14 protein-coding genes are annotated in these 15,509 nt (G+C 66.8%); 10 read left to right on the forward strand and 4 right to left on the reverse strand.

What is annotated here, in order from left to right:
- The first annotated feature begins 3 nt into the window (after positions 1 to 3).
- The 3 genes from ACODS2_RS09460 (at position 4) to ACODS2_RS09470 (ending at position 3,253) form a co-directional block, all read left to right on the forward strand.
- Positions 4 to 453: an NfeD family protein gene (locus ACODS2_RS09460; protein ID WP_488998575.1), complete on the forward strand. Its 450-nt coding sequence runs from the start codon at positions 4 to 6 to the stop codon at positions 451 to 453.
- A 111-nt stretch (positions 454 to 564) separates the two neighbouring features.
- On the forward strand, positions 565 to 963 hold the full coding sequence (gene msrB, locus ACODS2_RS09465) for a peptide-methionine (R)-S-oxide reductase MsrB (RefSeq protein ID WP_298170860.1): 399 nt from the start codon (positions 565 to 567) through the stop codon (positions 961 to 963).
- A gap of 145 nt (positions 964 to 1,108) precedes the next feature.
- The gene (locus tag ACODS2_RS09470) at positions 1,109 to 3,253 is read left to right on the forward strand and encodes a transglycosylase domain-containing protein (RefSeq protein WP_488998576.1); all 2,145 of its coding nucleotides are present in this window, start codon (positions 1,109 to 1,111) and stop codon (positions 3,251 to 3,253) included.
- On the opposite strand, the gene ACODS2_RS09475 is transcribed toward ACODS2_RS09470, so the two are convergent.
- The gene (locus ACODS2_RS09475; RefSeq protein ID WP_488998577.1) at positions 3,254 to 3,685 is read right to left on the reverse strand and encodes a hypothetical protein; all 432 of its coding nucleotides are present in this window, start codon (positions 3,683 to 3,685) and stop codon (positions 3,254 to 3,256) included.
- Between the two features lie 108 nt (positions 3,686 to 3,793).
- Between ACODS2_RS09475 and ACODS2_RS09480 the strand changes: the two genes are divergently transcribed.
- On the forward strand, positions 3,794 to 4,636 hold the full coding sequence (locus ACODS2_RS09480) for a helix-turn-helix domain-containing protein (protein WP_488998578.1): 843 nt from the start codon (positions 3,794 to 3,796) through the stop codon (positions 4,634 to 4,636).
- 66 nt (positions 4,637 to 4,702) lie between these two features.
- Positions 4,703 to 5,077 carry a limonene-1,2-epoxide hydrolase family protein gene (locus tag ACODS2_RS09485; RefSeq protein ID WP_298170870.1) on the forward strand — a complete coding sequence of 125 codons (375 nt, stop codon included), beginning with the start codon at positions 4,703 to 4,705 and terminating at the stop codon, positions 5,075 to 5,077.
- 67 nt (positions 5,078 to 5,144) lie between these two features.
- On the opposite strand, the gene ACODS2_RS09490 is transcribed toward ACODS2_RS09485, so the two are convergent.
- The 3 genes from ACODS2_RS09490 to hflK form a co-directional block, all read right to left on the reverse strand.
- Entirely contained in the window at positions 5,145 to 6,716 is a 1,572-nt protein-coding gene (locus ACODS2_RS09490) for a Do family serine endopeptidase (protein ID WP_298170962.1), read from the reverse strand.
- A 122-nt stretch (positions 6,717 to 6,838) separates the two neighbouring features.
- Positions 6,839 to 7,696 (reverse strand): protease modulator HflC, encoded by an 858-nt coding sequence (hflC, locus tag ACODS2_RS09495; protein WP_421836615.1) that lies wholly within the window; start codon positions 7,694 to 7,696, stop codon positions 6,839 to 6,841.
- A 1-nt stretch (position 7,697) separates the two neighbouring features.
- Positions 7,698 to 8,825: a protease modulator HflK gene (gene hflK / locus ACODS2_RS09500; protein ID WP_488998579.1), complete on the reverse strand. Its 1,128-nt coding sequence runs from the start codon at positions 8,823 to 8,825 to the stop codon at positions 7,698 to 7,700.
- 171 nt (positions 8,826 to 8,996) lie between these two features.
- Here hflK and ACODS2_RS09505 point away from each other — a divergent pair, with 171 nt between their 5' ends.
- The 5 genes from ACODS2_RS09505 (at position 8,997) to rpsT (ending at position 15,165) form a co-directional block, all read left to right on the forward strand.
- A complete protein-coding gene (locus ACODS2_RS09505) occupies positions 8,997 to 9,926 on the forward strand; it encodes an Mrp/NBP35 family ATP-binding protein (protein ID WP_488998614.1) in 930 nt (309 codons plus the stop codon).
- A gap of 10 nt (positions 9,927 to 9,936) precedes the next feature.
- Positions 9,937 to 12,240: a xanthine dehydrogenase family protein molybdopterin-binding subunit gene (locus ACODS2_RS09510; protein WP_488998580.1), complete on the forward strand. Its 2,304-nt coding sequence runs from the start codon at positions 9,937 to 9,939 to the stop codon at positions 12,238 to 12,240.
- An 8-nt stretch (positions 12,241 to 12,248) separates the two neighbouring features.
- A complete protein-coding gene (hemH, locus tag ACODS2_RS09515; RefSeq protein WP_298170882.1) occupies positions 12,249 to 13,262 on the forward strand; it encodes a ferrochelatase in 1,014 nt (337 codons plus the stop codon).
- A gap of 72 nt (positions 13,263 to 13,334) precedes the next feature.
- Positions 13,335 to 14,756: a cytochrome P450 gene (locus ACODS2_RS09520; RefSeq protein ID WP_488998581.1), complete on the forward strand. Its 1,422-nt coding sequence runs from the start codon at positions 13,335 to 13,337 to the stop codon at positions 14,754 to 14,756.
- 148 nt (positions 14,757 to 14,904) lie between these two features.
- Positions 14,905 to 15,165, forward strand: coding sequence for a 30S ribosomal protein S20 (gene rpsT / locus ACODS2_RS09525; protein ID WP_147159619.1), 261 nt, complete (start codon positions 14,905 to 14,907; stop codon positions 15,163 to 15,165).
- The last annotated feature ends 344 nt before the right edge of the window (positions 15,166 to 15,509 follow it).

The raw sequence follows: 15,509 nt of genomic DNA on the forward strand, positions 1-15,509 counted from the left end.
ACCGTGGCCGCGCTGACCGACCTTTTCGGCCTTCACTGGGGCTGGATGGCGCTGGGCGTGGCGCTGGCCATCGCCGAGATCGTGGCGCCGGGCTATTTCCTGATCTGGCTGGCAGCGGCGGCGCTCCTGACCGGCTTGGTCGCGGCGGTGATGCCGGTGGGGATCGAGGCCGAGATCATCCTGTTCGCGGTATTCTGCGCACTTGCGCTGGCGGCAGGGCGGCGCTGGGTGCTGCGCCATCCGGTGACGAGCGCAGATCCTATGCTCAACGACCGAGGCGGGCAGATCATCGGCCAGAGCGTGGTCGTCACCCATGTGATCGAGGGCGGCAGCGGTCGCGTGCGCCACGGGGATACCGAATGGCTGGCGCGCGGACCCGATGCGCAGCCCGGCACACGGATGCGGGTGACCGGGGCGGACGGGACCGTGCTGCTGGTCGAACATCTGCACTGATCGTGCCCGGTGCAGGGCACATGCCTTGATGGCCCGCTTGCCGACTGCGCAGGCGGTTCCCATATTCGCTTCAAACCCCGTTTTCCTCCCCGAGACAGGACGATCCGATCCATGCCCGACAAGATGAACCTGACCGACGCCGAGTGGCGCGCGCGGCTTTCGCCCGAGCAGTACCAGGTCCTGCGCCAGGGCGGCACCGAGCGGGCCTTCACCGGCAAGTACGAGAAGAACAAGCTCACCGGCCAGTATCACTGTGCCGGCTGCGGTGCGCCGCTGTTCGAATCCGGCACCAAGTATGACAGCGGCTCGGGCTGGCCGAGCTTCACCGCGCCGGTCGATCCCGAGGCAGTCGACGAACACCGCGACGTGAGCCACGGCATGATCCGCACCGAAGTGCGCTGTGCGCGCTGCGATGGGCATCTCGGCCATGTCTTCCCCGATGGTCCCGGGCCGACCGGTCTGCGCTACTGCATGAACAGCGCCTCGCTCGAATTCACGCCAGAAGACTGAAAAGGCCGCATACGGATTGTCCCCGGTGCAATCGCACCTCCCGGGTTAACCCTGTGTTCCGAATCGCCTATGCATCACGCGCCGCGAGGACGCATGCCCGCCGCAATGAGGGGCCGGGCTGCATGAGGGAGCTGACGCAAAGCTGATGGCCAGACGGGATTCCCCCAACCGTTCGAAGCAAAGCCGCTCCGAACCGGAGCGCTCGTCCTCACGGCGGCAGCGCGACCCGCAGGAGCCTTCGTTCCTTCACCGCTGGCTGCGCCGCCTGCTCATCTGGGGCACGGCACTGACCCTGCTGGGCGCGATGGCGCTGGCTGTGGCGGTCTTCGTCACCGAGCGTTCGCTGCCGAGCTACGAGCGGATGAAATCGACCCAGACCGGGCAGACCATCGTGGTCCGCGCGAGCGACGGGTCCGAGATCGTCACGCTCGGGCCGAGCTATGGGCGCTGGGTGCCTTATGAGCGCATTCCGCAGACGCTGAAGGACGCGATGATCTCGGTCGAGGACCGGCGCTTCCGCGACCACTGGGGCGTCGATCCCATCGGCATCATCCGCTCGGTCGTGGTGCGCATCCAGAGCGGACACTGGCGGCAGGGTGGCTCGACGATCACGCAGCAGTTGGCGCGCAACATCTTCCTCAACAACAGCCGCACATTCGACCGCAAGATCCGCGAGGCGTTGCTGGCGATGGCGATCGAGCAGAAGTTCACCAAGGATCAGGTGCTCGAGCTTTACCTCAACAAGGTCTATTTCGGCGGCGGCGCCTATGGCGTCGATTCCGCCGCGCGCAAGTTCTTCGGCCACTCGGGCGAGCAGCTGAGCCTCGCCGAAGCGGCGATCATTGCCGGCCTCGTCAAGGCGCCCTCGCACTATTCGCCCACCGCCGATGCCGCAGCAGCCGTCGGCCGCGCCAAGGTCGTCGTGCAGACGATGCAGGAAGCCGGCAAGATCACCCCGGCAGAAGCGGCTGCGACCGATTTCAACACGGTCAAGCTTGCGGAAGAGCAGGGCCAGAATTCGGCGCGCTACTTCACCGACTGGGTGCTGCCGCAGCTCGATCTGCTGCTGCCCGACAACGACCAGCCGATCGAGGTGTGGACCACGCTCGATCCTGCCGCGCAGCATGCGGCGACCGATTCGATCCAGGCAAACGTGCCCAAGGGCGCACAGGGCGCGCTTGTCAGCCTGGACCGTGACGGCGCTGTGCTGGCGATGGTCGGCGGCACCGACTACGTGACCTCGAACTACAACCGCGCGGTCAACGCGGTGCGCCAGCCGGGTTCGGCGTGGAAGCTGTTCGTCTACCTCGCCGCGCTGGAGGCCGGGTATACCCCCGATGCCAAGGTCAAGGACGAGCCGGTAACGATCGACGGCTGGAGTCCGCGCAATTCGGGCGGAACCTATGCCGGCGAAATCGACGTGCGCAGCGCCTTTGCCTATTCGAAGAACACCGTGGCGGCGCAGCTCGGCAACGAAGTCGGCTTCGGCGCGGTAGCCAACATGGCGCGCCGCTTCGGCATCACCACGCCGATCAACACGCTGCCCTCGATGGTGCTGGGCTCGTCCGACGTGCGCGTGATCGACATGGTGCGCGCCTTCGCCGCAGTGCAGGCCAAGGGCACGGCAGTGACGCCTTACGGCATTCGCAAGATCACCTCGACCGAAGGTGAAGTGCTTTACAGCCATCGGCCTGATCCGGCGCAGCAACTGGTGCCCAACTTCGTGGCGGCAGGGATCACCGACCTGCTGCAGTCTGCCGTGAGCATCGGCACCGGCCGCGCCGCGCAGATCGGGCGCCCGGTCGCAGGCAAGACCGGCACGACGAGCTCGAACAAGGACGGCTGGTTCCTCGGCTTCTCGAGCGGGATCACCACCGGCGTGTGGATGGGCCGCGACGATGCGCATCCGGTGCCCGGGCTGCAGGGCGGCACCGCGCCCGCGCGCGCCTTTGCCGCCTACATGAAGATCGCCACCGCCAAGCGCCCGCCCGAGAAGTTCGATACCGATCTCAAGATGCCACAGTGGCAGCTGGAGCCCGATGACGAAGTGATGCAGGCCAATCCGGATGGCTATTTCTATGCCGATCCTGATGGCAACATCATCGAGCCGGGAGCCCAGCCCAAGCCGCCGGCGGCCGATGGCGCCTTGCCGGGCGGTGAGCAGGGTGTTCCGGTACCCGAAGGCCCGCCGGCTGCCGGAGACGATTTCCTCAGCCGGGCGACCGGCAAGCAGGCTGATCCGGCGCCGCGTCCCCGGCCGAAGCCGGTCGCCACCCCCAAGCCGAACTGATCACCCTCTCGCATCGCGGGCGAGCGCCTTGCTCCCTGCGACGCCGATCAGGAACATGGCCAGCGCCAAGGTGTTGGGCACGGCATTGAGGCCGAAGCCGGTCAGCACCGAAAGCGTGCTGTCGAGCGCATACCATGCCAGCATGCCGATCGTGGCGGCCTGCCACAGCGGCCGCCCGGCGGGCCCCATCGTGATGGCCTGCCGGATGACCAGCCAGAGCATCACCATCCAGCCCAGAAACACACCGCCGAGGACTCCGATCATGAACCGGCCGGCGGGGGTAAGATCGGTCGGCGGCCCCATGCTGATCAGCGCCAGCCCCATGCGCAGCGGCGCATCAGTTGCGGGCAGCGCGCCGCCCGCCACAAGCAGCGCGAACAGTACCATCGAAACCAGCCAGAACTGGAACCAGGCTTGCCAGAAAGGGCTCATGCAGATGATCTCCTCGTGTCTGGCGGTCTGGTGGCAGAGGTGGCAGCGGCAAATCAATTACCTCCGGGGTTATTGAAGCGGCCCCGCCGGGCTGCGACACTCGCGCGCATGGATATGTGCCTTGATGGATTCGCGCGCCTGTTGCGGGAGTGGCGGCAGAAACGGCGCTGGTCGCAGCTGGACCTCGCGCTGACCTCGGGCGTTTCGCAGCGCCATATCAGCTTCCTTGAATCCGCACGGTCCAATCCCAGCCGGGCGATGATCCTGCAACTGAGCGAGGCGCTCGACGTTCCGCTGCGGACACGCAACCTGTGGCTCACAGCGGCGGGCTTCGCGCCGCTCTACGCCGCGCGCACGCTGGATGATCCGCAGATGGCGCAGGTCATGGGCGCGGTGCGCATGATGCTCGGCGCGCACGAGCCTTACCCGGCGCTGGCGCTCGACCGGGCATGGAACGTGCTGATCGCCAATCGGTCGTTCGATGCGCTCACCGCGCTGCTCGGCGCCGATATCTGGGAGCGTGTGGCGGGCGCGGAAACAGGGGGCGAGCGCAATCTCATGCGCCTGTTCTTCCACCCGCAGGGCATCCGTTCGCTGGTGACGAACTGGGCGGCAGTCGGCCCCTTGCTGTGGCAGCGCGCGACGCGCGAGGCGCATGCGCTGGGCGGCGCGGACATGCTGGCCGTGCTCGATGAGCTTGCGCCGTTTCAGGAGCCCGAGGTGCTGTGGTCCGCGATGGACAGCGCGCTGCTGCCCGTGGTGCCGTTCAAGCTGGCGGTGGGCGATCAGCGGATCGCTTTGTTCGCGGTGATCGCCACTTTCGGCACGGCGCAGGATGTGACGACCGACGAACTGCGGATCGAGACACTGTTTCCCGCCGACGCCGAGACCGAAGCGCTATTCCGCAACCTGCCGCTGCCGCCCGCGCAGGGCGAATACCTCCTCCAATAACCTCCCGCGTAATTGGCAGCCTTCCCTGGCCGGTTCATGGTCCCATCTAGGACAAGGAGAGGACCCATGACCCCACTCGAGACAATCAAGGCCTTCATGAAGGCGATGGAGCCGCTCGATTACGATACGGCGCTCCAGTACGTGGCCGAGACCTGCGAATACACCAACCCGCCGCCCATCGGCACGGTGACCGGGCCTGCCGGCATGCGCGCGGTGCTGGAGCCGTTCTTCGCGCCGACGCTGGAGAACGCGTTCGTGATCCTGCGCGAGCTCGCCGCCGGCCCGGTCGTCATGCTGGAGCGGCTGGACCGGCACCGCCTTGCAGACAAATGGGTCGAGCTGCCGGTGACCGGCGTCTACGAAGTCCACGAGGGTAAGATCACCTACTGGCGCGACTATTTCGACGCGGCGACGATCATGTCGCAGTGGCCCACCGGCTGAACGCGGATACGAAAAGGGGCTGGTGGACGCCTGTCCGCCAGCCCCTTTTCTGTGCGCAGGTTGCCTGTCAGCGGATGCGGATCGGCAGGTAGATCGCGGGCTGGCCGCGACGCTGGATGCGCAGCAGCACGGCTTCGCGGTTCTCGGTCTTGGCCTGGCGCACCACGGCTTCGAGATCGGCAGCCGTGGCCACCGGCTTGTAGTTGGCCGAAAGCACGATATCGCCGCGCTGCAGGCCCTTGGCCGCCGCGTCCGCCGAATCGTCGACCGCCGTGATGACCACGCCCTTGGTGTCCTCGCTTGCGCCAAGCTGGCGGGCGATCTGCGGCGTGATCGGGATCGCCGCGATGCCCAGTGCCTGCTGCACGACCGGGCCTGCAGGCTTGCTCGGCTTGGCGGCGCCGCCGCCGAAGCCGTTATCATCGCCCTGCTGCGCATCGGGATCGAAGGTCTGCTGGGCGAGCTCTTCCTCGCTCGGCCGCTTGCCGACGATTGCCTGCACCGTCAGGCGCTGGCCGTTGCGGATGAGGTCGATCGGGATACGCTTGCCGGGCGCGGTGTTGGCAACGATGAACGACAGGGTCTGGTCCGGCGTCACGTCCTTGCTATCAACGCGCACGACCACGTCGCCGGGCTGCATGCCGGCCTTGGCCGCGCCCTGTCCGGGTTCGACCGACTGGATGAACTCGCCGCGATTCTTGGCAAGGCCAAGGCTGGCGGCAAGGTCGTCGGAGAGCTGCTGGATGCGCACGCCGAGGTAGCCGCGCTCGATGGCCTGGCCATTGCGCAGCTTCTCGACAATCGGGGCCGCGATTTCGGCCGGAATGGCGAAGCCGATGCCGACGCTGCCACCGGTGGGCGAGAAGATCGCGTTGTTGATGCCGATGACGTTGCCGGCCATGTCGAACATCGGCCCGCCCGAGTTGCCCCGGTTGATCGAAGCGTCGGTCTGCAGGTAGCGGTCGTAGGCCGAACCCGAACCGGTGTTGCGATAGACCGCCGAGATGATGCCGCTGGTGACCGTGCCGCCAAGGCCGAACGGGTTGCCGATCGCGATGATCCAGTCCCCCACGCGGGCGTGGCGCGAATCGCCGAACTTCACGAACGGGAACGGCTTGGTGCCGGTGATCTTGAGCACGGCCAGATCGGATGCGGCATCGCGGCCGACGAGCTTGGCCGGATAATCGGTGCCGTCGGTCATGGTGACAGTGATCGATTCGATCTCGCCCTGCCCTTCAGCGGTGATCACGTGATTGTTGGTGACGACGTAGCCATCAGCCGAAACGAGGAAGCCCGAGCCGAGCGACTGCGCCTCGCGCGTCTGCGGCTGGCCGCCGCCACCGCCCTGTCCCCCGCCGAACAGATCGCTGAATGGTGTGCCGGCAAAGGGGTTGTTGTTCTGCACCTTCACGCGCTGGCGGGTCGAGATGTTGACCACCGCCGGCTGGAGCTGCTGGGTGAGATCGGCAAAGCTGGCCGGGGCACCGCCGCGCGGGACGACCGACTGCATCTGGGCCGAATCGTTCTGCGCAACCTGGGCTCCGGCCGGGAAACCCGTCGTCAGGGTCAGCGCGCTGCCAGCGAGGAGCAGCGCCGTAGTCACTCCGTAAGCGTATCGCACGTGGCAATTCCTCTTCATCTCAGCGGGGGTGGGCGGGAGCCCGCGCACCTGGTCCCCGGTTCCGATTCCGCGCATGCCGCTTTCACATCCGAGCGCCTGAACCGGGATTGAATAACATGTTCGGCCAGAAACGGGTGCGGTTACTTGCCGCCCTTGAACTGGCGCAGATAGGCGTTGTCGGGCGAAAGCACGATCGAGGTGCTGCTGCCCTTCTGCGCGAAGGTGTAGTCGTAGCTGCGCATCGCCCGGTAGAAATCGTAGAACTCCGGGTCCTTGCCGAAGCTGTCGGCATAGATCTTCGCCGCCTCTGCCGCCGCCGTGGCTTCGATGATCTGGGCATTCTTGCGCCCGCCCGCGCGGATCGTGGCGGCTTCCTGCTGACGCGCGGTGCTCATCCGGGTGAAGGCGCTTTCGAGCGGGGCACCATCGGGCAGGTCCGCCCGCTTGATCCGCACATCGATCACTTGCGCGCCATATTCGCGCGCCTCCTTGTCCAGACCCTTGCGGATATTGACCATGGCCTGCCCGCGATCGGCGGTGAGCAGCGAGCCGAAGGTGCGCTTGCCGAGTTCCTGGCGCAGCACCGAGTTGAGGATCGGCTGGAGCTGTTCGGCCACCTTGTCGACCGTGCCGGCGGTCTCGTACATCTTCACCGGATCGATGACGCGGAAGCGCGCATAGGCATCGACTTCAAGCCGGCGCTGATCGGCCGATGTGACCTGCTGGCGTTCGAGATCGACATCAAGCACGCGCTTGTCGATCCGCACCACCTGTTCGATGAAGGGAATGCGCAGCACGATGCCCGCGCCCGTCTGGCCGAAATCGACCTGGGGACGGAAGCGGTTGACCACGCGGTTTGGCTCGCCCAGCCGGACGATCACCGCCTGCTCCTGCTCGCCCACCACGGTGACGCAGCTGAGCAGCACGACGATGCCGACGGCGAGTGCAATCAGCACTGCCTTCTGTTCCTGCCACAGGCGGATCAGGGTCTGTTCCATCTCAGCGGCGCTCCGTGTTGTCGGCAGGCGGGGTCTGCTTGATCCCCGGCAGCGGGAGGTAGGACATGACTCCGGAGGATTCGAGAATGACCTTGTCGGTCTGGCTGAGCACGCGCTCCATCGTCTCGTAATACATGCGCCGCCGCGTCACTTCGGGGGCCAGCTTGTACTGCGCATAGACCTTGTCGAACGCGGTCGCCTCGCCCTGCGCGCCCTGGATGAGTTGCTGGGCGCGCGCTTCGGCGCGGTTCATGTCGCTCTGCGCATCCTGCTGGGCGGCGAGCACTTCCTTGAAGGCATCGACAACCTTGGCCGGCGGGTCGGTCTTCTTGATTTCCACACCCTGGATCTTCACGCCCGAACGATAGGCATCGAGAATGTGCTGCATGCGTTCGCGCACGTTGGATTCGATCGATGCGCGGCCGGAGCCCATCGCATCGTTGAGCGAGACTTCGGCGATCGACTGACGCATCGCCGCCTCGGCCACTTCCTTCACCGTGGCATCGGGTTCGGCGAGCTGGAAGGTGTAGAGCTTGAGGTCCTTGATGTTCCAGCGGACGAGATAGGTCAGGTCGACGAGGTTCTGGTCGCCCGTCAGCATCAGCCGCTCGCTATCGCCTTCAGGGATGGAATCGCGGCGGATCGAGGTGACATCCTCGACCGTGACGGCCTGAATCGGCCAGGGCAGCGTGAACGAGACACCGGAATCGATGGTGTGGCTGTAGGCACCGAAAGTTGTGACGATACCCTTTTCCTGCGGGGAAACGCGGTGGACCATCGTGGCGCCGAGCCAGACGAGCAGGACAAGGCCGATCGCAACCGGCACCCACGAGCCGCCGCCGGGGCGCTGGGGCAGGCGGAAGCCGGGGCCTCCACCGCCGCCGCCACCGCCGCTGCGGCGCTTGAACAGATCCTCGAGGGTCTGCCCGCGGCGTCCATCGCCCGAGGCAGGCGGCAGCCAGGGATTGCGCGGACCGCTGCCGCGCGGGGGAGACGGCGGGCTTTCCGGAGCGGCGTCGCCGCTCTCGCCGCCATCGCCGACAGCTTCGCCCGAAGGCTCCCCGCTCCCCGCATCGCCCGCGCCCCAAGGGCTCTTCTTGCCGGCCATTGCCAGGCCGATCTTCGACATACGTCCACCGAAAGAAATCATGAGGAGGACTATAGGTACGCTCTGCGGTTAAAAACAGTGTCTCCCTGCCAAAATTCCTCTGCTAGGGGGCGTCCGTTAGGGCATACGCCCTCTAGACATGGGATGTTGGCATTGAGCCTTGATCAGACGGCACTGGAGCAGGCGGTCCGCATGGCCGCCGGCGCGCGGCTGCAGACCGCGCGGGCGGAAGGCGAAACCGCCTCGATCATCCTTGAAGTAAGCGGGCTCGACCGCGCGGGCCGCGATGCGCTGGAAGCCAAAGTGCGCGAGGCGGCGCGTGCCACCGGGGCCGCCGATGTGCGCGTGGGGATGACCGCCGAACGCGTCACCCGGCGCATCATCGCAGTCGGTTCGGGCAAGGGCGGCGTGGGCAAATCGACGCTTTCGGCCAACCTTGCTGTGGCCATGGCCAAGATGGGGCGCAAGGTCGGCCTCGTCGATGCTGATATCTATGGTCCCTCGCAGCCGCGCCTGCTGGCGACCGAAGGCCGCAAGCCCGAGGCAGAGAACCAGAAGATCCACCCGGTGCCGAGCCCGTGGGGCGTGCCGATGCTCTCGATGGGGCATCTCGTCCAGCCGGGCCAGGCCATCGCGTGGCGCGGGCCGATGGCGGGCAATGCGCTGGGCCAGCTGATCGATGCGCACTGGGGCGATGCGGAGATTCTTGTCGTCGACCTGCCTCCGGGCACCGGCGACGTGCAGCTCACCATGCTGCAGAAGCACAAGCCGGCAGGCGCGGTAATCGTCTCCACCCCGCAGGACCTTGCTCTGATGGACGCCGCGCGCGCGATCCGCCTGTTCGAACAGGGCGATGTGCCGCTGATCGGCATGGTCGAGAACATGGCTGGTTACGTCTGCCCGCACTGCGGCGAGACGAGCGATCCGTTCGGTTCGGGCGGCGCTGAAGCTGCGGCCAAGACCATGGGCCTGCCCTTCCTTGGCCGCGTGCCGCTGAACCTCGCGATCCGCCAATCGAGCGACGCGGGCGAGCCGATGGCGGCGGGCGATAGCCCCGAAGCGGCGATCTTTGCCGGGATCGCGCAGCGCGTGCTCGCCTGGCTGGACGCGCAGAAGGGATGAGGCTCAAGGCATGAGGCTCACCAGGCGCGGGCTGCTGATCGGCGCGGGCGGCGCAGGTGCGCTGCTCGTGGCCTTCGCGCTCTCGCCGCGCCGCTATGCCAGCGCCCTTGTGGCGGGGCCGGGCGAGCATGTGTTCGACAGCTTCATCCGCCTTGCCGCCGATGGCGCGGTGAGCGTGGCCGTGCCGGTCTGCGAGATGGGGCAAGGCATTTCCACCTTGATGGCGCAGATCGTCGCGGTCGAACTCGGCGCGGACTGGAAACGGGTGGGCGTGGAGCCTGCACCACCGAGCCCGGTCTACGGCGATGCGGTGCTGGCCGCGCGCTGGGCGCCGCTGTGGCAGCCACGCATGCTGCCCGCGCTGGCGGATACGCCCGACGACTGGCTGGCGCGCACCCACGCCGAGCGCGAGCCGCTGATGATCACCGCCGAGGGCACCGCGCTGGCAGCGTTCGAAGCGCCCTTGCGCGGCGCGGCAGCGGGGCTGCGCGCCATGCTGATGCAGGCGGCGGCGGCCAAGTGGTCCGCCCGGTGGGAGACGCTCGACACGGCGGGGCATTTCGTCGTGAACGGCAAGCAGCGGCCCAATGATCAGAAACTGGCCTTCGCCGCGCTGGTTTCGGATGCGGTGGCTTATGATCCGCCCGATCCGCCGGCCCTGCGCGCGGAGCCGCCGAAGGAGCGGCCCGGCCAGTTCCCCGATGGTGCCCGCCCGCGCTACCCCCGGCTCGACTTGCCCGCCAAGGCCGATGGCAGCTTCGTCTTTGCCGGAGACGTGCGCGTGCCGGGCATGGTTCACGCGGCGATCGTGCATGGACCGCAGGGCGACACGGTGCTTTCAAGCATCGATCGCAAGGCAGCCGAAGGCATCCCCGGCGTCGTAGGCGTGGTCCAGTCGAAGCGCTGGGTCGCAGCAGCGGCGAAGACCTGGCACGCCGCGCACAAGGCAGTGCTGGCGATGGAGCCGCGCTTTCATGCCGCGGGCCGGATTGCCGATTCCTCTGCGCTCGATGCCCGCATCGATAGCGCCTTGCGCAAGGGAGCGGCGACCCGGCTCGAGGCGGAAGGCGATCCCGATGCCTTGCTTGCCAAGCCCAGCCTCACCGCACGTTATGATGTAGAGCCCGCGCCGCACGCCCCGCTAGAAACCGCCACCGCCACCGCGCGGCTGACTGGCGAGAAGCTTGAACTCTGGCTCGCCACGCAGGCGCCCGAACTGGTGCGGCGACAGGCAGCGCGGGCTGCGGGCGTGCCGCGCCGCAATGTCGTGGTCTATGCGATGCACGCCGGCGGCAGTTTCGATGCCCGGCTTGATGCGCGCATCGCGGTCGAGGCGGTGGAGATCGCCAAGGCACTCGGGCGCCCGGTCCAGCTCGTATGGTCGCGCTGGGAGGAAGCGCTCGCCGGTTATCCGCGCACACCGGTCTCCGCGCTGCTGTCCGCTTCGATCGGGCCGGACAAGCGGCAGTTGCTCGGCTGGCGCACGCGCATGGCGTTGCCCGCCACCGCGATCGAGGCAGGCGCGCGGCTGCTGGACGGGGCGGATGCCTTAGGCGCACAGGCCGCCGCCAGAGGCCGCGCCGATCCGCTGGCCTGCGAAGGCGCGATGCCACTCTATGCGATCCCGGAGCGCGCGGTGGATCACGTGCCGGTTTCGCTGCCGCTGCCGACCGCGCGCTATCGCGGGAATGCCCATGGCTACAGCGCGTTCTTCACCGAGAGCTTCATTGATGAATGCGCGCATTTCGGCGGGGCCGAGCCGCTGTCCTACCGCATCGGCATGCTCACCGGGCAGCCGCGCCTTGCCGCCTGCCTCGTCGGTGCCGCGCGGATGGCGATGTGGGGCGGCGGGGCGGATGCATCGGGGCAAGGGATTGCGTGCCACCGCATGGATCTCGCCGCGCCCGAGGGCCTGCGCAGCGGGTTCATCGCCGTAGTCGCCACCGCACGGCAGGAAGAAGGCGCGATCCGGGTCGACCAGCTCAGTGCCTGGCTCGATATCGGGCGGATCGTCAACGTCGATATCGCGCGCCAACAGGTCGAGGGGGGGATGCTGTTTGCGCTGGCGCAGGCAATCGGCGGCAGCACGGCCTATGCGGCGGGCCTGCCGACAGCGGGCCGACTTTCGCAATTGGGCCTGCCGCTGCTTGCTGATTGCCCGAAGGTTGATATTGCGTTTGCCGAGTCGGACGAGCAACCGTTCGACCCGGGCGAGCTTGCGACAACCGCAGTCGCACCGGCCATTGCCAACGCGCTGTTTTCTGCCACAGGACTGCGCTTTCGCCGCCTGCCCCTGCTTTCTGAAGGCCTTTGATCAGCCCAATGGATAAACCTGCCGACCATCCCCGGGTTATCACCGGCAAGATCGGGGTGCTCCTGGTCAACCTCGGCACGCCCGACGCGCCCGACGAAGGCGCGGTGCGGCGCTATCTCGCCGAGTTCCTTTCGGACCGCCGCGTGGTGGAGATCCCGCAGATTTTCTGGCAGCCGATACTGCGCGGGCTCGTCCTTCGCACGCGGCCGAGGAAGTCGGCCCATGCCTATAGCCAGGTCTGGACCGAGGACGGCTCGCCGCTTGCCTACCATACCGCGGCGCAGGCACGCGCGCTGCAGGCGCGGCTCGGAGACGCGGCCATCGTGCGCTACGCCATGCGCTACCAGAAGCCCGCGATGGCGGTGGAACTCGACAAGCTGCTGGCCGATGGCTGCGAGCGCATTCTCGTCGCGCCGCTCTATCCGCAGTATTCGGGCGCGACGACGGCAAGTGCGCTCGATGCCGTGGCGAACTGGATCAAGGATCGCCGCCGCCTGCCCGCCCTGCGCACACTGCCGCCCTATTTCGACGATCCGCTGGCGATCACGGCCCTGCACACAGACCTTTCCGCCCAGATCGCCGCGCTCGATTTCGAGCCCGAGTTGCTCGTCCTGAGCTTCCACGGCATGCCCGAGCGCACCTTGCGGCTCGGCGATCCCTATCACTGCCACTGCCAGAAGACCGCGCGCCTCCTGAGTGAGACTTTTGCCAGCTCGCACCCCGACCTGATGGTCGCGACCAGCTTCCAGTCGCGCTTCGGCCGCGCCAAGTGGCTGGAACCTGCGACGGACGACGTGATCAAGGTGCAGGCCAGCAACGGCATTCGCCGCATGGCCGTCGCCGCGCCGGGCTTCTCGTCCGATTGCCTCGAGACGATCGAGGAACTCGGCATCCGCGGGCGCGAGGATTTCGAAGCGGCGGGCGGCACGCATTTCGCCGCGCTCACCTGCCTCAACACCACCGAGGCCGGCATGGACATGCTCGAGGCGCTGGTGCGCAGGGAACTTGCAGGCTGGATTTGAGCTTGCGGAAATTGACTTTGCTTACAGGCGTGTCATTAACCGATCGGTTAAGGGCGCAATCAGGAGCAAGGCATGGCCAGTCTCGCAGCTAACCATCCGCAACCGATCCGTCCGCAGGACGTGCAGAGCGAGCGCGGCAATCCCCATTGGGTCCGGCTGAAGGACGAGCGCGAGCTCGATTCGATTCCGGGTGAGGATGGCTGGCCGGTGCTGGGCACCACGTTCCAGTTGCTGGCCGATCCGATCGGCTACGGCAACCGCATGCGCGCGAAGTACGGCGACGTCTACCGCACGCGCAGCTTCGGGCGGCGGCAGGTCACGCTGATCGGGCCTGAGGCCAACGAACTCGTGCTGTTCGACCGCGACAAGATCTTCTCGTCCGAACAGGGCTGGGGCCCGGTGCTCAACCTGCTGTTCCCGCGCGGGCTGATGCTGCTGGATTTCGCCGCGCACCGTGCTGATCGCCGCGCGCTCTCGATCGCCTTCAAGCCGGAGCCGATGCGCCATTACTGCGCCGCGCTCAACGCCGATATCGCGCGTGGGGTGGAGGCCTGGGGCGAAGGGGAGCGCAAGTTCTATCGCGCGATCAAGGCGCTGACGCTGGAAACGGCGGCGACCAGCTTCCTCGGCCTGCCGCTGGGGCCGGAAGCGGACATGCTCAACAAGGCTTTCGTCGACATGGTGCAGGCCTCGGTCGCGCCGGTGCGCCGGCCGCTGCCGTTCACGGCGATGGGCAAGGGCTATGCCGGGCGCAAGCTGATGGTGGAGTACTTCACCCGCCTCGTGCGCGAGCGGCGCGCAAAGCCCGGGCAGGACATGTTCAGCCAGTTTGCCATGGCGCGGCGTGATGATGATCCGTCTGCCGACCTGCTGCCCGAGGACGTTGTCGTCGATCACATGATCTTCCTGATGATGGCAGCTCACGACACCATCACGAGCTCGTTCACCACGCTGATCTGGCACCTCGCGAAGAATCCCGAATGGCAGGAGAAGCTGCGCGCCGAGGCACGTGCGGCGGCGGGCGGGGACGGCGTGGCGCTTGCCTTCGATTCGCTCGGCAAGATGGAGCTTGCCGAAATGGCGATGAAGGAAGCCCTGCGGATCATGCCGCCGGTTCCTTCGACACCGCGCCGGGCGATGCGCGATTTCACCTTCGGAGGATATCGCATTCCCGCCGGCACCAATGTCGGTGTGAGTGCCGCTGCGGTCCACGCCGATCCGGCGCACTGGCCGGAGCCGGAACGGTTTGATCCGATGCGCTTCACGCCCGCCGCAGTCGCCGCGCGGCACAAGTATGCGTGGATCCCCTATGGCGGCGGCGCGCATATGTGCCTCGGCCTCCACTTCGCGACGATGCAGACCAAGCTTCTCGTCCACCACATCCTCACGCGGTACCGGGTGGAAGCGGAGCCGGGCTATGAGCCGGCATGGCAGCCCTGGCCGATCCCGAAGCCCCGAGATGGCCTGCGCGTGACATTTGCGCGACTTGCCTGACCGTCCGCACCGCGCAAACGGTTGACGATTCGCCATGCCGCAGTTATGGGCCGCGCTTTCCCGGGAGGCACGTCGCCTTGCCGGGGTGAACCGGATTGTTTGCGGCCCGTGCCAAGCGGGCTGCCAGAGCTCTTGAAACAGGACAGACATGGCCAATACGCCGCAAGCCCGTAAGCGCATTCGTCGCAACGCCAACCGTGCCGAGATCAACGGCAACCGTCTCTCGCGCATCCGCACCTTCGTGAAGAAGGTGGAGGCCGCGATCGCCGGTGGTGACAAGACTGCTGCGGCCGAAGCTCTTCACGCTGCCCAGCCGGAACTGGCACGCGGCGTGGCGCGCGGTGTGCTCCACAAGAACACCGTGGCACGCAAGATGTCGCGCCTGTCGAAGCGAGTCGCTTCGCTCTGATTCGCTTCGTGCGGGCCTGCACGGGCTAGCACTACGTACGAAAACGGAACGCGGCTGGTGTCTGTGACACCGGCCGCGTTTTGTTTCGCCCCTGTTACAGCGTATGCTGTCACGCTCCGCATTGGCCTTGTCACGCACAAGTCGCAGTTTTCTGCCGATTCGCAGGCGGTTCTGAACAAAATTCAATAAAATCAATTATTTGATTGATTTCCGCCATGTTTGCCAAGTCAAGATTCTTTATTTCAGTTTTTTTGCGGCTCGGCGCTTGCGAATCCCTCCCCAAGGCCAATAGACAGTTCTTCCCGATGCGACGCGGACTCTGCCTCAGCAGGTTTGGTAGCCAA

The sequence above is a fragment of the Novosphingobium sp. FG137 genome, assembly GCF_057809735.1.